The organism is Nonomuraea sp. NPDC051298 (assembly GCF_055586305.1).
Genome location: NZ_JBVJIM010000023.1, coordinates 87,960 through 107,357, shown reverse-complemented (window position 1 = coordinate 107,357; position 19,398 = coordinate 87,960). Strand labels below are relative to the sequence as shown.

Annotated in this window: 18 protein-coding genes; 8 read left to right on the top strand and 10 right to left on the bottom strand. The window is 73.0% G+C overall.

Translation table 11 applies throughout. The features are described 5' to 3' along the window. Window positions 1–496 precede the first annotated feature (496 nt). The 3 genes from ACZ6S0_RS41890 to ACZ6S0_RS41880 are packed head-to-tail and all read right to left on the bottom strand — an operon-like array spanning window position 497 to window position 2,942. A complete protein-coding gene (locus ACZ6S0_RS41890; RefSeq protein ID WP_465924891.1) occupies window positions 497–892 on the bottom strand; it encodes a MerR family transcriptional regulator in 396 nt (131 codons plus the stop codon). Then, window positions 889–2,361 carry a DHA2 family efflux MFS transporter permease subunit gene (locus tag ACZ6S0_RS41885; protein ID WP_465924890.1) on the bottom strand — a complete coding sequence of 491 codons (1,473 nt, stop codon included), beginning with the start codon at window positions 2,359–2,361 and terminating at the stop codon, window positions 889–891. Before ACZ6S0_RS41885 ends, ACZ6S0_RS41890 begins: the two co-directional genes overlap by 4 nt. After that, window positions 2,358–2,942 carry an NADPH-dependent FMN reductase gene (locus ACZ6S0_RS41880; protein WP_465924889.1) on the bottom strand — a complete coding sequence of 195 codons (585 nt, stop codon included), beginning with the start codon at window positions 2,940–2,942 and terminating at the stop codon, window positions 2,358–2,360. The genes ACZ6S0_RS41885 and ACZ6S0_RS41880 overlap by 4 nt, the downstream gene beginning before the upstream one ends. A gap of 358 nt (window positions 2,943–3,300) precedes the next feature. Between ACZ6S0_RS41880 and ACZ6S0_RS41875 the strand changes: the two genes are divergently transcribed. After that, the gene (locus ACZ6S0_RS41875; RefSeq protein WP_465924888.1) at window positions 3,301–4,035 is read left to right on the top strand and encodes a hypothetical protein; all 735 of its coding nucleotides are present in this window, start codon (window positions 3,301–3,303) and stop codon (window positions 4,033–4,035) included. A gap of 591 nt (window positions 4,036–4,626) precedes the next feature. On the opposite strand, the gene sigJ is transcribed toward ACZ6S0_RS41875, so the two are convergent. Next, complete coding sequence (gene sigJ, locus ACZ6S0_RS41870) at window positions 4,627–5,547, bottom strand: RNA polymerase sigma factor SigJ (RefSeq protein WP_465924887.1); 921 nt, start codon at window positions 5,545–5,547, stop codon at window positions 4,627–4,629. 154 nt (window positions 5,548–5,701) lie between these two features. Between sigJ and ACZ6S0_RS41865 the strand changes: the two genes are divergently transcribed. From ACZ6S0_RS41865 to ACZ6S0_RS41855, 3 genes are all read left to right on the top strand, one after another. Beyond that, window positions 5,702–6,883 (top strand): NAD(P)/FAD-dependent oxidoreductase, encoded by a 1,182-nt coding sequence (locus tag ACZ6S0_RS41865; RefSeq protein WP_465924886.1) that lies wholly within the window; start codon window positions 5,702–5,704, stop codon window positions 6,881–6,883. Between the two features lie 86 nt (window positions 6,884–6,969). Beyond that, on the top strand, window positions 6,970–7,497 hold the full coding sequence (locus ACZ6S0_RS41860) for a DUF6939 family protein (RefSeq protein ID WP_465924885.1): 528 nt from the start codon (window positions 6,970–6,972) through the stop codon (window positions 7,495–7,497). Between the two features lie 365 nt (window positions 7,498–7,862). Further along, window positions 7,863–10,835: an AfsR/SARP family transcriptional regulator gene (locus ACZ6S0_RS41855; RefSeq protein WP_465924884.1), complete on the top strand. Its 2,973-nt coding sequence runs from the start codon at window positions 7,863–7,865 to the stop codon at window positions 10,833–10,835. Here the strand turns inward: ACZ6S0_RS41855 and ACZ6S0_RS41850 are convergent. Next, window positions 10,792–11,748, bottom strand: coding sequence for a helix-turn-helix transcriptional regulator (locus tag ACZ6S0_RS41850; RefSeq protein WP_465924932.1), 957 nt, complete (start codon window positions 11,746–11,748; stop codon window positions 10,792–10,794). The two genes, ACZ6S0_RS41855 and ACZ6S0_RS41850, sit on opposite strands and share 44 nt — an antisense overlap. Window positions 11,749–11,844: 96 nt before the next feature. Between ACZ6S0_RS41850 and ACZ6S0_RS41845 the strand changes: the two genes are divergently transcribed. Together ACZ6S0_RS41845 and ACZ6S0_RS41840 are read left to right on the top strand one after the other, a co-directional pair. Further along, entirely contained in the window at window positions 11,845–13,206 is a 1,362-nt protein-coding gene (locus tag ACZ6S0_RS41845; protein ID WP_465924883.1) for an FAD-binding oxidoreductase, read from the top strand. 141 nt (window positions 13,207–13,347) lie between these two features. Next, window positions 13,348–13,788, top strand: coding sequence for a DUF1707 SHOCT-like domain-containing protein (locus ACZ6S0_RS41840; protein WP_465924882.1), 441 nt, complete (start codon window positions 13,348–13,350; stop codon window positions 13,786–13,788). A 29-nt stretch (window positions 13,789–13,817) separates the two neighbouring features. Here ACZ6S0_RS41840 and ACZ6S0_RS41835 read toward each other — a convergent pair whose 3' ends face one another. Continuing rightward, window positions 13,818–14,759, bottom strand: coding sequence for a phage baseplate protein (locus ACZ6S0_RS41835; protein WP_465924881.1), 942 nt, complete (start codon window positions 14,757–14,759; stop codon window positions 13,818–13,820). 127 nt (window positions 14,760–14,886) lie between these two features. Here ACZ6S0_RS41835 and ACZ6S0_RS41830 point away from each other — a divergent pair, with 127 nt between their 5' ends. Next, entirely contained in the window at window positions 14,887–15,492 is a 606-nt protein-coding gene (locus ACZ6S0_RS41830) for a nucleotidyltransferase domain-containing protein (protein WP_465924880.1), read from the top strand. A 6-nt stretch (window positions 15,493–15,498) separates the two neighbouring features. On the opposite strand, the gene ACZ6S0_RS41825 is transcribed toward ACZ6S0_RS41830, so the two are convergent. After that, complete coding sequence (locus ACZ6S0_RS41825; protein WP_465924879.1) at window positions 15,499–16,605, bottom strand: quinone oxidoreductase family protein; 1,107 nt, start codon at window positions 16,603–16,605, stop codon at window positions 15,499–15,501. Between the two features lie 185 nt (window positions 16,606–16,790). Between ACZ6S0_RS41825 and ACZ6S0_RS41820 the strand changes: the two genes are divergently transcribed. Then, window positions 16,791–17,075 carry a hypothetical protein gene (locus ACZ6S0_RS41820; protein ID WP_465924878.1) on the top strand — a complete coding sequence of 95 codons (285 nt, stop codon included), beginning with the start codon at window positions 16,791–16,793 and terminating at the stop codon, window positions 17,073–17,075. Window positions 17,076–17,109: 34 nt separating this feature from the next. On the opposite strand, the gene ACZ6S0_RS41815 is transcribed toward ACZ6S0_RS41820, so the two are convergent. The 3 genes from ACZ6S0_RS41815 to ACZ6S0_RS41805 are packed head-to-tail and all read right to left on the bottom strand — an operon-like array spanning window position 17,110 to window position 19,366. Then, complete coding sequence (locus ACZ6S0_RS41815; protein WP_465924877.1) at window positions 17,110–18,348, bottom strand: FAD-dependent oxidoreductase; 1,239 nt, start codon at window positions 18,346–18,348, stop codon at window positions 17,110–17,112. Next, on the bottom strand, window positions 18,345–18,722 hold the full coding sequence (locus tag ACZ6S0_RS41810) for a hypothetical protein (protein WP_465924876.1): 378 nt from the start codon (window positions 18,720–18,722) through the stop codon (window positions 18,345–18,347). Before ACZ6S0_RS41810 ends, ACZ6S0_RS41815 begins: the two co-directional genes overlap by 4 nt. Continuing rightward, window positions 18,719–19,366: a sulfotransferase family protein gene (locus tag ACZ6S0_RS41805; protein WP_465924875.1), complete on the bottom strand. Its 648-nt coding sequence runs from the start codon at window positions 19,364–19,366 to the stop codon at window positions 18,719–18,721. The genes ACZ6S0_RS41810 and ACZ6S0_RS41805 overlap by 4 nt, the downstream gene beginning before the upstream one ends. Window positions 19,367–19,398: the final 32 nt, after the last annotated feature.

Genomic DNA, 19,398 nt, shown 5'->3' with positions numbered 1-19,398 from the left:
GTAACATGCGCGATCTTTCGTGTCCAGACTCAAATCCGCGCGATCGGCGGCGGGCCGGGACCGTAATTCTTCTTTTCTCCTGCCGCGTTCCCGGAATGCGCCCGTCCCGAACGAATAGCGGCGGCCACGGAATTCTCTTTCGGATTTACCGGAAGGCGGGACGCCTGCGGGACGCCGCTTACTCGATTTCCTCATATCCGAAAGTGTTCCTTTCGGATATACCGTGACCGGGCCGTGGTGGGGTGTTCGCGGCCCCGCGAGACTCTCGTGCCGTGGCGGTTCCGCGCGGTACACGCGACGTTCACCAGGCGAGAGGGCGGTGCCTGGTGGATCGGCGTACGATTCCGCCAGATTCAGCGAGATTTCGGCCCCATGGCAGTCGGCCACCGGGCCCGCGGGATTCGGCCGGGGCGATGATTTCTCCCAGCACCGCCCAGGAGGAGAACGCGCCCCGCAGGTGCTCGAACGCGATCACGGCCGAGCACCCGAGCCCAGCTCACCCCCGCGGGCGGCCCTCCGAGACCTCCGACTGGAGGAAGTCGAGCGTGGCCAGCTCGTTCACGGTCGCCTGCAGCTCGCTGATACGGGTACGGCCGATCCGGACCAGCTCTTCACCCGCCTCCGCCCACTGGCCCAGATCGCGTGAGAGCTGCGGGATGCCGGACAGGATGCCGGCGCTCTCCTTGAGCGTGATGCCCACGCGCTGCGCGGCGAGCGCGAGCCTGATCCTGCAGACCGCGTCGACGGTGAAGCGGCGGGCGTTGCCGCTGCTCCGGTGACCGCTGATCACCCCGTAGCGCTCGTAGAAGCGGACGGCGTTGGCCGTCACCCCGGCGGCCCTGGCCACCTCCCCGACCGTGAGTGAGGGGGCCAGGTGTTCGGTGGTGGTCATGGTGTACGTCCCGCGTTCGCCGATGGTTCGTTCCGGTCCAGTATCGCCGGGGTCCGGCGTGGCGAGCGCAGCCGTACTACCAGGGCGAGCGCCATCACCATGAGGGCCGCCACCTGGGTCAGCCGCAGGGAGTCCACGATGGTGGCCGCGTCGGCGGCCCTGGCCGCCGCCCCCAGGCCGTCCAGGGCCGCGAGCGAACCGCCGCCGGTCATCACGGCGGCCAGGAACGTGAACAGCGCGCTGACCGCCGCCGTGCCCATGCCGTTGGAGATCGTACTCACCAGCGACAGGAGCGCGGAGCCCGAGGCCAGGTCCGGGCCGGTGAGATCGCGGCTGGAACCGGACATCGTCGGCATCATGATCGCGCCCGTGCCCGCTCCCTGGAGGAACGCGAGCAGGCCGAGCACCAGGTAGGGAGTGTCCGGCCGGAGGACGACCACCTGGAGCAGACCCGAGCCGATGGCCAGGCCGAGCCCGGTTCCGACGACCAGCCGGGGCCCGAGCCGTTCCAGGAGCCGGGCGGCGATCTGCAGGCTGACGCCCATGCCGACCGCGCCGGGGATCATCAGCGCGGCCGTGACCGCCGCGCTGTCCGAACGCAGGATCTGCACGTAGGCGGGCATCAACACGGCCGAGCCGAAGTAGGGGGCCGCGTACAGGGCCAGGACCGCCGTGCCCCGGCCGAACGTCGGGTTGCGCAGAAGGCCGATCCGCAACAAGGGTTCCTGATGGGTCAGCGCCCGCACCGAGAACACCGCGACCAGCACCGCGCCGACGGCGACCGCGGCGATCCGCGCCCAGGACGGGCCGTCCTGGGCGCTGATGCCGTAGGCCACCGCGACGATGCCCGGGACCAGCAGCATCGCCCCGGCCAGGTCGAGCCGCACCCGCCGCCCGCCCGCGGAATCGGCCGGCAGCCAGGCCACCGTCCCGGCCGCGCCCAGCAGCGCCAGCGGCACCGTGATGAAGAACAGCGCCCGCCACGACCCGGTGCCCAGGAGCAGCGCGCCGAGCACCGGCCCCAGGATCGGCCCGATCAGCAGCGGCACGCCGGCGATCGCCATCATCCGGGCGCGGCGTTCCGGCGCGACCGCGCCGAACCCGATCGCCATCCCGAGCGGCGTCATCAGGCCACCGCTGAGGCCCTGCGCCGCGCGCGCCGCGATCAGCCAGCCCAGGCCGTCGGCCGCGCCCGCGAGAGCGGAGGCGACCGCGAAGCCGACCAGCGCCCCCAGGTACACGCGCCGGGCTCCCCAACGGGCGGCGAGACCGGCCGCGAGCGGCATCGTCGCGACCATCGCGAGCGTGTACGCGGTGATGATCCACTGCGCGGCGGTCAACGACGTGCCGAACGTCGCCATCAGGTGCGGCAGCGCCACCGCGACGATCGTGGCGTCCAGCACCGCCATCAACCCGCCGAACACCAGCACGACCGCGGCGCGCAGCTCCGGCCCCGTCAGCTTGCTCATGTCCGGCCGACCAGGTCGGGGACCCGGATGGAGCGCAGGGCGCCCGCCCACGTGCGCAACTCGGCCATCATCGCGTGCAGCGCCTGCACCGTGCCCGGCGGAGGAACGAACCGGCCGGCGGCGTCGAGGTGCTCCCACGCCATCGGGATCAGCACCGACTCCCGGATAGTGGTGGCCCGCAGCTCCGGGAAGACCGTGCGCAGGTGCTCGACGGCCCTGATGCCGCCGGAGGCGCCGTACCCGACGAACGCGACCGGCTTGTACGCCCACTCGACGAAGTGCCAGTCGATCACGTTCTTCACCGGAGCGGGGAAGCTGTGGTTGTACTCCGGCACGAGGAACACGAATCCGTCCGCGTCCGCGAGCCGTCCCGCGATCGGCGACCCCGGCCCGCCGCCCGGCTGCAGGTCGTGCATCGGCAGCGAGACCGCGGCCAGGTCGATCAGGTCGCGGTCGAGCCAGTCGATCTCGGCGAGTTCGCGCTCCAGCCACGCGGCGAGCGGATCGGCCAGTCTGGGCCTGCGCACGCTCCCGATCACCACGGCGACGCGGACCCGGCCAGTGAGGTTGTTCTCTGTCATGGGACCGACGCTAGGTATTCGCCTATAGGCGAACTCAAGTCGATCGGAGACACCGCGCCTCACCTGCGGGTGTCCGGCGAGATCGGCAGAGAACGGGGGAGGGGCAGAGAACGGGGGAGCGGTCGAGAACGGGGAGGGCGCCGTCCTGGCCGGACACCGGGGGATGCCGCCCGCCGTCCCTGTCATCCTTCGCGGTCATCCCTCGCGGTCATCCCTCGTGGTCGCCGAGTCCGCCCGGGAGCCGATGGATGAGAGCTTTCTCATCGTCGGCTCACACTGATCCAACCACCGGCCGCCACAGTGGGACGCAGCCGAGAGGTAAGGGAGGCGGGGGTTGAGGCGACGATTGAGGTGGCGTTTGCTCACCGCCGCAGCCGCCTTCCTGTATGCCGCAGCGCCGATGCCTCCCGCTTGGCAGACGTCCGATCAGGTGTCCGTCCCCGGCTTCGCGAGCGTCGCGGCGGCCGACGACGACGGTGATGACGATGACGACGGGGGTGACGACGGGGGCGACGACGGGGGCGACGACGATGACGGGGGCGAAGACGGGGGCGGGGGCGATGACGGGGACGGCGGCGTGCGCTGGGTGCGCCCGCATCCCGATCGCGCGCCAGCCGGGGTGCAGGGGCGGACAGGCAGGAGTTCGCGGCGCGGTGAGCGGCCGAGGCGAAAGGCGGACGAGGGCGCCGACACCGCGGGCAGGGCGCGAGGAGCGGAGTCAGGCCCGGTCGGCGGCGATGACGTCACCGTCACCCGGCAGTCGGACGAGTGCGAAGACTGTGAGGCCCTCGAGACGGAGATGGGCGTCCCGTCGACCCGCGACGGTCCCACCAGGGGGCAACGGCAGCGCGCGCTGATCGCGCTGACGGCCATCGCCGGCACGGCCGCCATCCTGGGCGCGGTCTACTGGCTGGCGACCAGGCTCGACCTGCGCGATCCGCTCCCGTCGCGGGGGCACCCGTTCAGCGACGCCGCTACCGGGAAGGGCGACGCGGACCGGCCTCCGGCCTTCCGATCGAGGGTGACCTTCGACCGGGCCCAGCGGTCCGAGGCGCGATGGCGGCGATCACCAGGAGAGCGAAGACCACCATGACCCCGCCCCCTCCCGACCGCCGACCCCCGCCCGACCTCCGCCCGACCCTCGCCCGACCGCCGACCTCCGCCCGACCTCCGCGCGGCCCTCGCCCGGCGTCCGCCTGCCGCCCGTCCGCCTGGCGTCCGACGCGCGACCCCCGCCCGCCACTCGGCCGTCGTCTGACGCTCGCCTGCCGCCTGCCGCTCGCCGCTTGCCCGGGGCAGGCGCGAGCGGGACGGTTGTCTGGCCGTGTTCCGAAGACGGCCCACCCGCGCTGCGCGGTGTTCGCGCACACTGGAGATACCGCCTCGGGGCCGAGGAGAGGGTCGTGGTGTCGGGTGTCTGACGGTTGGTCAGGGCGAAGGGCGGCCGAGATTCAGGCCGTCCTGTTGTGGCTGCTGGTCTGGGTGCTGAACCTGTACGAGTTCCTGCTGGCGATCTGAGCGCGCAGGCAGCGCACAGGCAACGGACCGGCAGCGTGATCGTCGGCGGCGTAACCGGCGCTCGCCCAACCGCCCCCGCCCCCTCGATGCGTATCGGTGAAGGAACGCCAGTTCGTACGGGACGGGCGGCGACGCCACTTCACCGATCCTGGAAATGACCCCCTTCCTACGTCCACGGCCGGAGCTTGTCGGGGTTGCGTACCGCCCAGATGTGCTTGATCCGGTCACCCGCGAACGCGAACGCGTACACCGACACGGTGACGCCGTCCTCCTGGGCGATCAGGCCGGGCTGGCCGTTGACGGTCCGCTCCAGCATCGTCAGGCTGCTCAGCCTGCCTTCGAGGTGGACCAGCGAGCGCACGATCCGCTCGACGCCCTCGACCGGGTGGAGCAGGGTGCTGACCAGGCCGCCGCCGTCGCTGGTCGCCGTGGCGCCGGGGTCGAGCAGGCCGATGAGGGCGTCGATGTCCCCGGCTTCCAGGGCCAGTTTGAAGTCCTTGACGATCCGGGCCCGCTGGGCCGCCGGGGTCGCGGGCGCCTGCGCGTCGCGGAGGCGGCGGCGGGCCGAGGAGGCGAGCTGGCGGCAGGCCGCCGGGGTACGGCCGACGATCTCGGCCACCTCGGTGAAGGAGTAGCGGAAGACGTCGTGCAGGATGAACGCGACCCGCTCGGCCGGGGTCATCGACTCCAGCACGACGAGGAACGCCATGTTGACCGACTCGTCCAGGGTGATGCGGTCGGCCGGATCGTCTCCCGCCCGCCCGCTCGTCCACTCCGCGGGCTCGGGCAGCGGCTCGGGGATCCACTCGCCCACGTACGTCTCGCGCCGGACGCGTGCCGAGGAGAGCACGTTGAGGCAGACGCGGCCGGCGACCCTGGTCAGCCAGGCCCCCGGAGAGTCGATGGCGTCGCGCTGCCGCCGGGACATGGCGTACCAGCGCGCGTAGGTCTCCTGGACGACGTCCTCGGCGTCGGCCAGCGAGCCGAGCAGCCGATACGCCAGATTGATCAGTTGACGCCGCTCGCTCATGATCACGGTCAGGCTCGGGTCGGGCCCGCCGTCCCCGGGCTCGGACTGAAAGGTCATGGTGTGTCCCCGCTCCCTCGCTCGCGTCTTCCCTACCGGTTCGACCAGGTAGCACCGCGAACTGTCAGGTCGGCCTTACATTCCGGCGCGCTGTCTTGTCGGACCGGACGCAGGCCCAGAACGCCCTCCAAGACCCGAGAAGGGAAACCTCACCATGTCCGGACGCCCCACACCCCACAAGGTCGTCGTCATCGGCGGCGGTTACGCCGGAACACTCGCGGCCAACCGGCTGCGCAGGCGCGACGACGTCGACATCACCCTGGTCAATCCCCGCCCGGAGTTCGTCGACCGGATTCGGCTGCACCAGTTCCTCGCCGGGACAGGACAGGCCACGGCGGACTACGGCACGCTGCTGGGCGAGGGCATCCACCTGGTCGTCGACGACGCCACGCGCATCGACACCGCCGCCCGCGCGGTGCGCCTCGCCTCCGGCCGCACGCTGGACTACGACCACGTCGTCTACGCGGTCGGCAGCACCGGGGCGATTCCGCCCTCGGTGCCCGGCGCGGCCGAGTTCGCCGTCCCCGTCGCCGAGTACGAGTCCGCGCTGCGACTGCGCGCCAAGCTGGACGAGCTGCGTCCCGACGCTCCCGTCACCGTGGTCGGCGCCGGGCTCACCGGCATCGAGACGGCCGCCGAGCTGGCCGAGCGGGGCCGCAGGGTCACGCTGGTGTGTGGCGGAGCGCTGGCTCCCTCGATGAGCGCGCCGGGCCGCCGGTATGCCGCCAGGTGGCTGTCCCGGCACGGGGTCGCCGTCCTCGAGGCCACCGCGGTGACCGAGGTCCGGCCGGACGCGGTCGTCCTCGCTGACGGCACGGTGCGCGCGAGCGCGGTGACCATCTGGGCGGCCGGGTTCGGCGTGCCGGAGCTGGCGGCGGCGAGCGGGCTGCGTACCGACGAGGTCGGCCGGTTGCTCACTGACGAGACGCTGACCAGCGTCGACGACGACCGCATCGTCGCGGCCGGGGACGCCGCCGCACCGTCGGGACGGCCGCTGCGGATGAGCTGCTACGCCGCCGGGCCGCTCGGGGCGCAGGCCGCCGACACCGTGCTGAGCCGCCTCGCGGGCACCGAGCCCGCGAGGCTCGGCCTGGCCTTCAGCGGGGCTTGTGTCAGCCTCGGCCGGCACGCCGCCCTGCGACAGCTCGCCCGCAAGGACGACACCCCGGTGAACGTCTACGTCGGTGGGCGCGTGGGCGCGGCGTACAAGGAGCTGGCGTGCAGGCTCGGGGTGTTCAAGATCCGCCGCGAGGCCCGCAGGCCGGGCTCCCTGTTCTGGCCCAAGGGCGACCCACGCCCCGAACAGCCGGTCCCCGGCTCGGCGACGGCGGGCTGAGGCCGACCTCGCGACGGCGGTCCGCACCGACCGGACGGGCCCGGCCGGAGGGTGAAACCGTCACACCCGCGTGACAGGCTCCCCCCATGCCCGTTCTCGTCGCGAACCGCCGCCGCACCACACTCCACCGGGACTTCCCTGACGCGGTGATTCTCGACGTGACGTCCCGGGCGGCCGAGCCGTGGGTCCGCCTCAGCCCGTTCTTCCCGCACGGCGGCATCCCGGTCTCTGGCCATCCGGGACGGACGTCACAGTCCGTCGAAGGCGTCTGGCAGGCGTTGAAGGTGTTCACCACCGAACAGGAAGACTTCACCAAGCTGGACATCACCACGATGAAGGGACTCAAGCGAACGGTCCGGCGGCTCGGCCCGCCGCTCGGCCACCGGCTCGACGGGCGTCTGCTCGGCTACGAGGAGGCCAGGCGGGTGCTCTACCTCCCGACCTATCGCTGGGTGCTCGACCACCGGGCCGCCGAGCTGATCGGAGAGCTTCGCGAGCTCAGCGACCGCCGAACCGTCGTCCTGCTCGACTACACGACCAACGGAGACGTGGCAGACCTCTCGGCACCGTTGTCCCACGCGGCGCTCGTCGCGCGACGCGTGCGAGAGCGCTGACCGGGCGCACGGACCGGGTGGCCGGGTGGTGCCACAGCGACCGGCCCCCGCTCGGTCGCCGGTAGCGCCGTGCACGCCCGCGTGGCGCCGTCGCCGGCGCGACGCACGTCGGCGACGTGCTCCATCGCCTCAGCGCTCTTTCCCGCACCACGTCGTCCGGTCGAAGGCGTCCACCTTTACGGACCGGATCAGATACAGCGTGACAAAGGCGGTTGATGAAGTGGCTACGGATTCGCTATGGAACGGGGCCGCCGGTTTCGACCGAGCGGAAAGACGCTGATCGTTCCCGCCTCTAAGATCGAAACGATCGTTCGAGCCGCCCACGACCGAACGGAGCAGTTCCGATTCTCCCTGAAGCGGACGACGTGAGATTCCTGATGCTCGGCGAGCTGCACCTGCTCGTCGGCGGCACGCCGGTCCCTCTCGGCCCGCCCAAGCAGCGGGCGCTGCTGGCCCTGCTGCTCCTGCGCCGCAACCAGCCGATGCTCATGAGCCGGATCGTCAGCGGCATCTGGGGTCCGACGCCGCCCGCCACCGCCCGCGCCCAGGTCCACACGCATGTCGCGGGGCTGCGCGGGCTGCTGGACACCGCCGGCGTCGGGCGTGACCTGCTGCGCACCGTTCCCGCCGGCTACCTCCTGCGACCGCCGCCCGGCAGCGTCGACCTGGACGACTTCGAGGAACAGGTCGGCTCCGCCCGGCGGCTCCTCGACGGCGGCAGGCCCGACGCCGCCGTCACCACGCTGCGCCGGGCCCTGCGCCTGTGGCGGGGCTCCGGGCTCGACGGCCTGCGGGCCGCGTTCGCCGCCGAGGCGGCCGAGCAGCTCGACCATCGGCGGCTGGCCGCGTTCGAGCTGCTGGCCGACGCCTACCACGCCGCGCACCGCGACGCCGAGCTGATCCCCGAGCTGCACGAGCTGTCCGCCGACCACCCCCTGCACGAGGGACTGCGCCACCGGCTGATGCTGGCGCTGCACCGCAACGGCCGCACCGCCGACGCGCTGCGCGTCTACCGGGAGGGCTGGCACGTCACCACCCGCGAGCTGGGCATCGAGCCAGGCGCCCGCCTGCGCGAGCTGGAGGCGGCCATCCTGCAGGGCGAGCAGCCCGTCAGGCGCGCCACGGCGGCTCAGGCGGCGCCGTCGGCCGGTTTCCAGCTCCCGCCCGACGCGCCCGCCTTCGTCGGCCGAGCCACGGAACGCGACCGCGTGCTGTCCTGGCTCGGCACCCCGGACGAGGGCCCTGCCGCGGTCGTGGTGAGCGGGCCCCCCGGCGTCGGCAAGACCACGTTCGCGGTGCACGTCGGCCGGGCCGTACGCGGGCGGTACCCCGACGGACAGCTCTTCCTGCCGATGCACGGCTCCTCGGGCACGCCGATGCCCGCCGCCGAGGCCGCCGCCACCCTGCTGCGCGGCCTCGGCTTCGCCGGCGCGGCCATCCCGGACAGGGAGACCGAGCGGCTGGCCCTGTACCGGACGGCGCTGGCCGAGCGCAGGGTGCTGATCGTGCTGGACGACGTGGCCGGCGCCGCCGACGTGCGCGGGCTGCTGCCCGGTGCGCCGGGGTGCGCCCTGCTGGTGACCAGCCGCAGCACGCTGGCCGGGATCGACGCCGACCGGGTGCGGCTCGGACCGCTGTCGGCGCAGGAGGCGCTGGCCCTGCTGGCTTCCATGACGGGCGACGACCGGATCGCCGACGACCCCGCCTCCGCCGCGCGGCTCGTCCGCCGCTGCGGATACCTGCCGCTGGCCGTCCGCATCGCCGGCGCTCGGCTGACCGGCAACAGCCAGCGTCGCCTGGCCGAGCTGAACGCCGCGCTGCGCGACCAGCGCCGCCGCCTCGACGAGCTGACGGTGGAGGACCTGGCGGTCAGGACCGTGCTCGCCTCCGCCGACCGGCGTCTGTCCGCTCCGGCGCGGGAGGCGTTCCACCTGCTCAGCTCTTCGCTGCCGGCTCATGACGTGGCCGGTTGGACGGTCGCCGCCGTGCTGGACGTACCCCCGTCGCGGGGGGAGCGGATCGTGGACGAGCTGGCCGACACGAACCTGCTGCTCCCCGCGGGCCGCGGCCGCTACCGGCTGCACGACCTGGTCCGCCTCTACGGCAGGGAGCGGGCCCTGCTCGACGTGCCGCCCGAGCGGCGCGAGGCCGCCGCGGGACGGCTCCGCGGCGCGTACTTGGACCTGGCGATCCGTGCCGAGCGGCAGTTCGGCGGCGGGTTCGTGGGCGCCGCGCCGCTCACGGCGCCCACCTGGAGCCTGCCCGAGCCGGTGGCCCGCAGGCTGGTGGCCGACCCGGTGGCGTGGTTCGAGGCGGAACGCGTCCTGCTCGGCGCCGTCGCGCGCCGGGCGGTGCGTGACGGCGCGATCGGCACCGCCGCGGGCCTGGCCGCCGCGCTCGCGGTCTTCTACGAGTCCCGCACCTACTTCGACGACTGGCGGGCCACGCACGAGCCCGTGCTGGAGGCCGCCCGGCGAACCGGCGACGACGCGGCCGCGATGGTGATGCTGCGCAACCTCGGCGAACTCCACACCATCCAGGACCGCTACACCATCGCCGTCACCTGCTTCGACGAGGCCCTCGCCTACGCCCGGCACCTGTGCGACCTCGGCTACGAGGCCGCCGCCCTGTCCGGGCTCGGCTACGTGCACCGCCTGACCGGCGAGTACGACCGGGCCGCCGTCTGCCTGTCGGCGGCCGGACGGCTGTCGCGGCGGATCGGCAACGTCCCCGGCCAGGTGTACGCCGGGTACGTCCTCGGCCTCGTGCGCCTCGAAACCCGCCGCTGGGCCGAGGCCCGCGAGCACTTCACGACCTGCCTGCGCCTGAGCCGCGGCGCCGGATATCTGCCTGGCGAGGCGCAGGCCCTGCGCTGCCTGGGCCGGGCCGACCAGCGCGAAGGCCGCTACGCCAGCGCCGAACGGAACTTCAGCAAGGCCAAGGAGGTCGGCGAACGGCTCGGCGACCGGCTGGTCGAGACCTACGCCGTCCAGTGGCTGGGCGACCTGCGCATCCGGCTCGGCGACCACGACGAGGGGGTGCGGCTGCTGCACGGGTGCCTGGCCGTCTACCGCGAGTGCGGGCAGCGGTTCGGTCAGGCCATGACCCTGCTCAGCCTCGCCGACGCCGCCACGGCCACCGGGCGCACCGGGCCCGCGCGGCACTACCTCATCCAGGCGCTGCACATCTGGGAGCGGATCGGCTCGCCGTACTGGCTGGAACGGGCCCGCGCCACGCTCGCCGTCCTCGACGGACGCGGCCCGCCCGCCCACGAGGCCGCCCCGCCCGGATCGGTCACCCGGGAAGGCGCTCCCGGAGGCCGCGAAGCCGGGCCATGACCTCCTCCGAGGCGTCCACCAGCGTGACGGCGGCGTCGAGCGCCGCGAGCGCGGCGACGTACTGGGTGACCAGTTCGGCGGACTCCGCGCTGAGGCGGACCACGCACGAGTCCGGCCCCTGCGGCTCGATCTCGCCCGGTACGTGCGCGAACAGCCGCGACCGCACCGCGTCGGCCCCGAGCGCCACCCTGAGCCGGGCGGTGTGCCGGTACGTGGCTCGGGCGAACGACCGGGTCAGGTGGGTGACCGGGTCCGGCGCGGGCAGCGCGCGCGGCGGGAAGCGGCCGGGCGGCGCGGGCCGCGCCCGCACGATCCGGTCGACGCGGAACGTACGCCAGCCGGCCCGTTCCGGGTCGTAGGCGATCAGGTACCAGCGGCCTCTGACGGTCACCAGGTGGTGCGGCTCGACGCGGCGATCGCTGCCCGCGCCCGCACGGTCGAGGTAGCCGAACGTCATCACCTGGCCGTCGCGGCAGCACGAGGCGAGCACGGCCAGCACCACCGGGTCGACGGGGGGAGCGTCGTGCGCGGGCACGGCCACGGCGCTGCGGCCCAGGGCCGACAGCCGCGACCGCAGCCGGGGCGGCAGCACCCGTTCCAGCTTCGCCAGCGCGCCCATCGAGCTGTCCCCGATCCCGGCCACGCTGCCCGCCGCCGCCGTGACCAGCCCGTACGCGACCGCGATCGCCTCGTCGTCGGCCAGCAGCAGCGGCGGCAGGTTGCGGCCGTACGCCAGCCGGTAGCCGCCGGCGGTGCCCGTGGTGCTCTCCACCGGGTAGTCGAGCGCGCGAAGCCGGTCGATGTCACGGCGCACGGTGCGGATGTTGACGCCGAGCCGTTCGGCCAGCTCGGCGCCCGGCCATTCGCGCCTGCTCTGCAACAGCGACAGCAGCCGCAGCAGCCGTCCCGGCATGTCCTTGCGCGTCGATCCCGATTCCGTGCTCACAGATACCAGAATGACGGACGTTGCGGACAAGATGTGTCCTCAAGGGCTCCTAGCGTGGGCCGCATGAACGACGTGACGAAGCAACTCGCCGCCCGCGCGCACGGTCCCGTGTACGCGCCCGGCGACGAGGGATACGACGAGCACCGGGCCGGCTTCCAGCTCCTCGACCCCCACCGGCCCTCGGTGATCGTGGCCGCGACCGGCCCCCAGGACGTGCTGGCCGCGGTCGAGTTCGCCGCGGGGACCCGCTCCCGGCTGGCGGTGCAGGCCGGTGGCCACGGCCTCGCCGCCCCCGTCGAGGGCGTGCTGATCGACACGCGCCGCATGTCCGGCGTACGCGTCGACCCGCGGGCCCGTACCGCCTGGGTGGCGGCGGGGGCGACCTGGCGGCAGGTGATCGAGGCGGTGGCGCCGTACGGTCTGGCGCCGCTGTCGGGCAGCTTCCCCGGCGTGGGCGCGGTCTCCTACACGCTGGGCGGCGGCGTGGGCCTGCTGGCCCGGCGGTACGGCTTCGCCGCCGACCACGTACGCCGCCTCGACCTGGTCACCCCCGACGCGCGCCGCCACGAGGTCACCGCGGGCTCCGACCCCGACCTGTTCTGGGCGCTGCGCGGCGGCGGCGGCAACTTCGGCGTGGTCACCGGCATGGAGATCGACCTCTTCCCGGTCGCCCGCCTCTACGGCGGCAGCCTGTCCTTCGACCTCGAACAGGCCCCCGACCTGCTGGACGCCTGGCGCCGCTGGACCGCCACCGTGCCCGAGGAGCTGACCTCGGCGGTGACCGCCCTGCCGTACCCGGACCTGCCGTTCCTCCCCGAACCCCTGCGCGGACGCCACATCGCCCAGATCCAGGTCTCCTACGTCGGCCCGCCCGAGGAGGGACGCCGCCTGGTGGAACCGTTGCGCCCCATCGGGCCCGTCCTGCTCGACACGCTGCGCGAGCTGCCCTTCACCGACTCCGGCGCGGTGTTCGACGAGCCCGGCGAGCCCCACGCCTACCGGTCGCGCAACCTCCTGGTGAACGACCTCACCCCGCAGGCCCTGGCCGAGCTGACGAAGGCCGGCGGCCCGTCCGCGCCCGTCATGACCGTGGTCGGGCTGCGGCACCTGGGCGGCGCGCTCGCACGTGAGCCCGGCACCGCCAACGCCGTCGGCCACCGGGACGCCGCCTATTCGGTGTCGGTCCTGTCACCGGTGCGAGCGGGCGAGCTGGAAGTGGTGCGCGAGACCCACCGCGACGCACTCGCGCCGTTCGCCGGGAACGCGGTCGGCCGCTCACTCAACTTCTCCTTCGGCCCGCTCACCGAGGGCGAGATCCGCTCCGCGTTCGCGCCCGCCGACTACGACCGCCTCACCCGGATCAAGGCCCGGCACGACCCGCACGCCCTGCTTCACACCAACCACCCCATCCCACCCGCCCGTTAGCGTCCCGTCGGGCACGGGACGAGGGGCCGCCGGATCGCTACCCGCGTGCCGAGTTCATCGGGCAGGATGAAAGGGGCACCCTTACGGATTCCGGCCAAGAGCGGGGTGATCAGAGTGGGCTCATCATTACCTCCTGAGCGGATGCGCGTCGGCGACCGCGATCGCGAGGTGGTCATCGACGGTCTGCGCACGGCGTTCGAGGAGGGGCGGCTGGACCTGGCCGAGTTCGACGACCGGCTGAGCCGGGCCGGTGCGGCCGGTACGTTCGGCGAGCTGAACGAGCTGGTCGCCGACCTGCCCGCGACCGAGGCGGCCCGGCCCCGGCCCCGGCCCGCCCGACGCCCGGCTCCTTCGGGAACGACCAGGGCGAACGTGTACCGGGCCGGGGCCCTCATCGTGCTCGCGAACCTCGGCTTCTGGCTGGTGCTCGCCATGGACCAGGGCTTCGACCAGGTTCATCCCTGGTGGGTGTGGGTCGTGGCCCTCTGGGGCCTCAGCCTGCTCGGGACGGAGCTGTACACGAAGCAGTGCGAGGATCAGCGGGGCATGCGCGCGCTCGACGACGGTCAGCCGTCGACGTAGAGAGCACACCTCGGCCGCTCGCGCCGGGTTCAGACGATCTCGGTCTTGTAGAAGATGCTCGCCAGGCGGGCCCCCGCCACGCCGGAGGCCAGGCCGAGGCACAGGCGCGGCGCGCCCGAGACGATCTGGATGCCCATGCCCTCGGGCTCGCGGAAGTCCAGCGACTTGCCCGCCACACTCTGGGCTCGCTGCACCTGCGCGCCCGTGCGCAGGTCGAGGCAGGTGATGTAGGTGTTGCCCGGCGCGGGGTTGGTGTCGGAGTAGGCGTTGCCGGTCAGCAGGTAGACGTAGTCGCCGTAGGCCGCGTACCCCTGGAAGGTGCCCAGGCCCGACGGCTGGGCGATGTCGTGCAGCCTCTCGGGAGAGCCGGACTTGAGCGAGGCCAGCGGGAACACCGCGTAGCGGAACGAGCTGCCGTCCGTGTAACGCGTGATCAGCCGCTCGGTGGAGGGGTCGATCGCGCACGTGGTGTTCTGCGCCCCGGCGACCGGTGCGTACTTGGTGAGCGCGGACGACGACGTGGTGAGCGTCTGGCCGTTGACGAACCTGAACCGGGCGAGCCGGGAACCCCGGGAGGTCTGCCCGTCGCTCACGCCGTCGGTCTCCGTCCACAGGTACGCGGACGTGCCCGACGGCTCGACCCCGATCTGCACGCCGTGGCCGAAACCCGTGAGGTACATGTGGCCGAGCACCGTGCCGGTCAGGCTCAGCTTGGTCAGGCACAGGTTTCCCGCGGCGTCCGATCCGGCGCCGTTCCTGACCTGGATCGTGTAGATGTGGCCGTTCTGGTTGTCGAAGGCGAACGACTGCAGGACGGTCTCGTCGTACAGGGGTTTCTTCCAGATCAGCGAGGTCGACGGGGCGGTGAGCTGGAACCGTCCTTCGACGCGGGCGGCGGACGCGGGCCCGGCGGTGGCTCCGAGCGCGGCGGTGGCGGCGACGCCGAGTTTCAGCAGTCCTCTGCGGCTCATCGGTACGTGAGGGGGCATGTCTCGTCCGTTTCACCTGGGCGGCGTTTCCCGATCACGAGACCACGGCGGGCGGGGTGTTCGCAAGATCTGCCGTCCGCCTGGGCGGGATGGTGGGCATGATGTCCGGATGGCGAGGATCGAGACACCTTGGGGTCCCTGGGACGCCGCGCCGCTCGGTGACGTGGTCGCGCTGATGCGCGGGCTGACGGCCCCGTGGTGGGTGGCTGGCGGGTACGCGATCGAGCTGGCCGTGGGGCGCGCGTACCGGGAGCACGGGGACGTTGACGTCGGGCTGCTGCGCCGCGACCGCCTCGCGGTGCGGCGGCTGCTGGCCGGCTGGGACGTTCACCTGGCCGTGGCCGGGACCCTGACGCCGTGGCCGCTGGACGAGGACCTGCCCGGCGACGTGCACGACATCTGGGTACGCGAGCACCCCGGCGGACCGTGGCGGTTCCAGCTCATGCTGGACGAGGCCGACGGCGACGAGTGGGTCTACCGGCGCGACGCCAGGATCCGCCGCCCGCTGGCCGGGCTGACCGTCGAGGAGGACGGCTTGCGCCGGCTCGCCCCTGAGGTGCAACTGCTCTACAAGGCCACGGGCACCCGGCCGAAGGACGAGGCGGACCTCGAGGTGGTGCTGCCGCTGCTGAGCCCGGCGCAACGGCGCTGGCTGGACGAGGCGCTGCGTACCGAGCACACCGTCCACCCCTGGTGCGCGGTGGTCGCCGCCTGAACGGGGTCAGCCCTCCCCGGCCAGGTCGCGGTCCACGATCACCGCCACCTTTCCCGGTGCCGCCCCGCCCGCCTTCAGCGACTCCAGCCCTTCGCTGATCGCCTCGACGGTGCTGCCGATGGTCCGGCCGACGTGCGGGACCACGAGCCCGCCGGCCGCCCATTCCATCGCCAGGTCCCTCCCGCGCCGCAGGAAGCCGCGCGCCTCGCCGTCCAGCGTGGCGGGTTCGGAGAAGTACCGCAGCAGGTTGACGTTGACGTACGTGGCTCCGCGCTCGGCCAGGACGGCGGCCACCGGGCTGTGCGTCTCCGCCAGGCGGGTCGTCCTGCCGGGGCCGACGCCGAGCACGGTCCAACGGCCGCCCCGCCGTACGGTCCTCGCGGTCTCGACGAAGCTCCGCTCGCTGTAGGTGGCGTCGAAGACGAGGTCTACGCCCCGGCCGCCCGTCAGCTTCGCGATCTCGGCGGCGAGGTCGTCGCGCCTGTAGTCGAAGACGTGGTGGGCGCCGCACCGCCGGGCGAGCGCGATCGACTCCGGCCTGCTGCCGCTGCTGATGACCGTCCCGGCCGCCAGCACCCGCGCCGCCATCTGCACGGCCAGATGCCCGACGCCGCCCCCGCCACCCGGGATGTAGACCGTGTCGCCTGCGCGGACGGCTCCGTAGAGACCCGCGAAGGCGGACAGGAAGGCCATGGGGAGCACCCCGGCGTCACGGAAGCTCAGCGACGGCGGCTTGCGGACGGTGAGGAACTGGCGTGCCACGGCGTACCCGCCCTCACCGCCGTCCGCCGCGACCCAGCCCCCGTCGCCGTTCAGGTCGGCCATGGCGGCCACCGCGTCTCCCGCTGCCACGCGATCGACGTCCGGGCCCGCGGCGACCACCACACCGGAGAGGTCGAGACCGAGAACGACGGGAGGCGTCCGCCCCATGAAGTTGAGGTCGGCCAGCTTGTACTCCAGCGGGTTCAGCGACGAGGCCGCGACGCGGACCAGCACCTGGTCGGCCGCCGGCCGCGGGACGGGCACGCGTACCGCTTCGAGCGGCAGCCCGGCCCGGTCCCTCGTGTAACCGACGCCGACGAACGTCTCCGGGGTCGTGTGGGTCTGCTTCATGCCGCGCTTCCCTCTGGACGACGTGCCCGGCCGCTATGCTGCGCGTGCCACCGGGCGGACCGGCAACCACCTGCCCAGGCCGCCCGACCGCGAACCAGGCGCCACGACCGGGGAGCCGACGCGCTACTCCGGCTGCGGTCCGGAAAGAGCCTGCCGGCCACGGAGATCGTGGCTACCATGGCCACATGACCGTTCCCCAACATCGCGTTCACCTTGTCGACCGCGTCCAGCGACTTGAGGCGGCTGCCTTCGCGCTCGGTGTCGACGTGGCGGACATCCGGCAGGAGATTCTCGAATACACCGAGCCTGTCTTCGGGGAAATCATGGCCGGCAACGCTTCGCCGGCGACAAAGGAGCACCTGGACCAGGTTGAGGGACGTCTGCAGGGCCTGATCGACGCACGCTTCGACGAAGTCGATGGCAAGCTCGACCAGCTTCTTGCTGCTCTGCAGAAAGCCCCCTCACGCTGACCTCCGGTCCAGACTGGATCGCTTCTGGGAGCCGCTAGGAGGGTCTGCGGGCGAAGGCCGGGGCGTGTTCGGGGCGGGGGCCGAAGCCTACGAAACGGGCGGGGAGCATCCGGAGCCGGGGGAAGGTCCGGGTGAGGAAGAGGAGGGCGGGAGGCGGCCCCGAGCGCTTGCCCGCGAACTGCTTCTCGAACATGACGCGCTGGAGGATTCGCTGCCCGGTCTGGACGACGACGGTCGGGCGGCGCCTGCGCCGTTGCACGGCCGCCAGGTCGGCGACGGTGACGGCGTGCCGCCGCAGGGGTTCGGCGAGGATGGTGGCGGCGGCCACGGCGTCCTGGATGGCGAGGTTGATGCCCACTCCGCCGGCGGGTGACATGGCGTGCGCGGCGTCACCGATGAGCAGCAGCCCGTCGAGGTACCAGCGGTCGAGCCGGTTGAGCCGGACGTCCAGCACGTGGACGTCGTCCATGCTCGCCAGGTGGCGCACCTGGTGGGCGAAGTCGGGGCGCAGGCGGGCGACGCGTTCGCGGAAGCGGTCGATCCCCTCGGCGCGCAGCCGGGCGTCGGAGCCCTTGGCGGTGAAGTAGGCCACCTGGTAGAAGCCGTCGCGGGCCAGGGAGATCATCGCCTCGGGGCCCCGCGCGACCGGCGTCACCCCGGCGGGCACGTCCTGGTCTCCCGCCGAGCGGGGCAGGCGGAACCACCAGACGTCGAACGGCACGCGGAACTCCTTGGGCGTCAGCCCCGCGTCCCGGCGCAGGGTGGAGTGCCTGCCGTCGCAGCCCACGGTCAGCTCGGCGCGGATCTCCCCGGTACGGCCGTCCACCGTGCGGTACCGTACCCCGGTGATCTTCTCGCCGTCTCTGACCAGCGCGGTCGCTTCGGTGTCCATGCGCAGGGAGAACCCGGGCTCCTGCCCGGCCGCCCCGGCGAGGAAGGACAGCAGGTCCCACTGCGGCACCATCGCGATGTAGTTGTACGGCTCGGGCAGTGCCTCGAAGTCGCCCAGCGTCACCAGGCTCCCGTCGGGGGCGGGCAGCGACAGGTTGCCCAGGCGGCTTTGCGGCAGAGCGCGGAAGCCGTCGCCGAGGCCGAGTTCGTCCATGAGGCGGACGGTGGCGGGGTGCACGGTGTCGCCACGGAAGTCGCGCAGGAAGTCGGCGTGCTTCTCCAGCACGGTGACCTTGATCCCCGCGCGGGCCAGCAGCAGGCCCAGCATCATGCCGGCCGGGCCGCCGCCGCACACCAGCACGCCGGTGTTCTCGATGGTCATGACAACGCCTTCCCGCGCAGGCCGTAGTGGGTGAACAGGGCGATGACCGCCAGGCGCAGGGCCACGTTCGCCCAGATCCCGGCGGGCAGGCCGCGGGCGAACGCGTACACCTCGACGGCCGCCGTGCAGCCGTGGAAGACGATCAACGTCCAGGCGACCAGGCGCGTCCCCTCGGAGTGCCGCAGGTTCCTGGCCGCGAACGACAGGAACGACACGGCCAGTTCGGCGGCGCCCAGCAGGTAGCACACGAGGTAGGCGTCCTCGGGGACGCCGACGCCGACGGTGCCGGGCACCAGGCCGGGCGCGGCGACGAGCACCACGCCCGCCGCGAGCGTGACCAGGCCGTGCAGGGTGAGCAGGAGGCGGAGACTCACCGTCCCGCCGCCCCGCGCAGGCGGTCCTGGGCGGACCGCCGGTCGTTGAGCCGCGGGTAGGGCTCATCCGGTACGGGCACGCCGAGGAACTCGCACAACGGCTCCCACCCCTGCCCGGTCTCGTACGTCAGGATCCGGCCGGCGGGCAGGGCGCCGGTGACGTCGGCCGTGTGCCGCAGGAACACCTCCACGGCGTGGCTCTCCCCGGGCATCGGCTCGTCCAGCGAGACGCCGAACGTGTCGCGCCACATGCGCGCCAGCAGCGGGCGCAGGCCGGTGACCACGGGCTGGAGTTCGCGGGGCGCCGCGCCGGGGTCGCGCAGCAGCGCGAAGACGGTGTCGCGGAGGCTGGCGTACCAGGCGTGGGGGTCGCGTACGGTGAGGATGATCTTGGCGGTGGGGTACGCGAGCGCGAGCGGGCGCCAGAAGTGGGCGCTCGGCCAGTCCACCGCGGCCCGGTAGCCCCGCAGCACGGCGTCCCAGTCGGCGGTCCCGTCGATGGCGGGCCGCCACAGCTCGATTTGCCCTGGATGGGCGCCGATCTCCCGCATGTGGTGACAGGGGCCGAAGCCGAGCCGTTCCAGCGCCGCCTTCAGCGACGTGGTCCCGGTGCGCGGGAGTCCCGCGCCGATGACCTCGATCATGTGCTCGCCCGTTCTTTGGGGGTCAGTTAATT

Bases quoted from the DNA above. Each gene is read 5' to 3' on its own strand.
- ACZ6S0_RS41890 (WP_465924891.1), bottom strand. From the start codon at position 892: ATGACCACCACCGAACACCTGGCCCCCTCACTCACGGTCGGGGAGGTG.
- ACZ6S0_RS41885 (WP_465924890.1), bottom strand. From the start codon at position 2,361: ATGAGCAAGCTGACGGGGCCGGAGCTGCGCGCCGCGGTCGTGCTGGTG.
- ACZ6S0_RS41880 (WP_465924889.1), bottom strand. From the start codon at position 2,942: ATGACAGAGAACAACCTCACTGGCCGGGTCCGCGTCGCCGTGGTGATC.
- sigJ (WP_465924887.1), bottom strand. From the start codon at position 5,547: ATGACCTTTCAGTCCGAGCCCGGGGACGGCGGGCCCGACCCGAGCCTG.
- ACZ6S0_RS41865 (WP_465924886.1), top strand. From the start codon at position 5,702: ATGTCCGGACGCCCCACACCCCACAAGGTCGTCGTCATCGGCGGCGGT.
- ACZ6S0_RS41860 (WP_465924885.1), top strand. From the start codon at position 6,970: ATGCCCGTTCTCGTCGCGAACCGCCGCCGCACCACACTCCACCGGGAC.
- ACZ6S0_RS41850 (WP_465924932.1), bottom strand. From the start codon at position 11,748: ATGCCGGGACGGCTGCTGCGGCTGCTGTCGCTGTTGCAGAGCAGGCGC.
- ACZ6S0_RS41845 (WP_465924883.1), top strand. From the start codon at position 11,845: ATGAACGACGTGACGAAGCAACTCGCCGCCCGCGCGCACGGTCCCGTG.
- ACZ6S0_RS41840 (WP_465924882.1), top strand. From the start codon at position 13,348: ATGCGCGTCGGCGACCGCGATCGCGAGGTGGTCATCGACGGTCTGCGC.
- ACZ6S0_RS41835 (WP_465924881.1), bottom strand. From the start codon at position 14,759: ATGAGCCGCAGAGGACTGCTGAAACTCGGCGTCGCCGCCACCGCCGCG.
- ACZ6S0_RS41830 (WP_465924880.1), top strand. From the start codon at position 14,887: ATGGCGAGGATCGAGACACCTTGGGGTCCCTGGGACGCCGCGCCGCTC.
- ACZ6S0_RS41825 (WP_465924879.1), bottom strand. From the start codon at position 16,605: ATGAAGCAGACCCACACGACCCCGGAGACGTTCGTCGGCGTCGGTTAC.
- ACZ6S0_RS41820 (WP_465924878.1), top strand. From the start codon at position 16,791: ATGACCGTTCCCCAACATCGCGTTCACCTTGTCGACCGCGTCCAGCGA.
- ACZ6S0_RS41815 (WP_465924877.1), bottom strand. From the start codon at position 18,348: ATGACCATCGAGAACACCGGCGTGCTGGTGTGCGGCGGCGGCCCGGCC.
- ACZ6S0_RS41805 (WP_465924875.1), bottom strand. From the start codon at position 19,366: ATGATCGAGGTCATCGGCGCGGGACTCCCGCGCACCGGGACCACGTCG.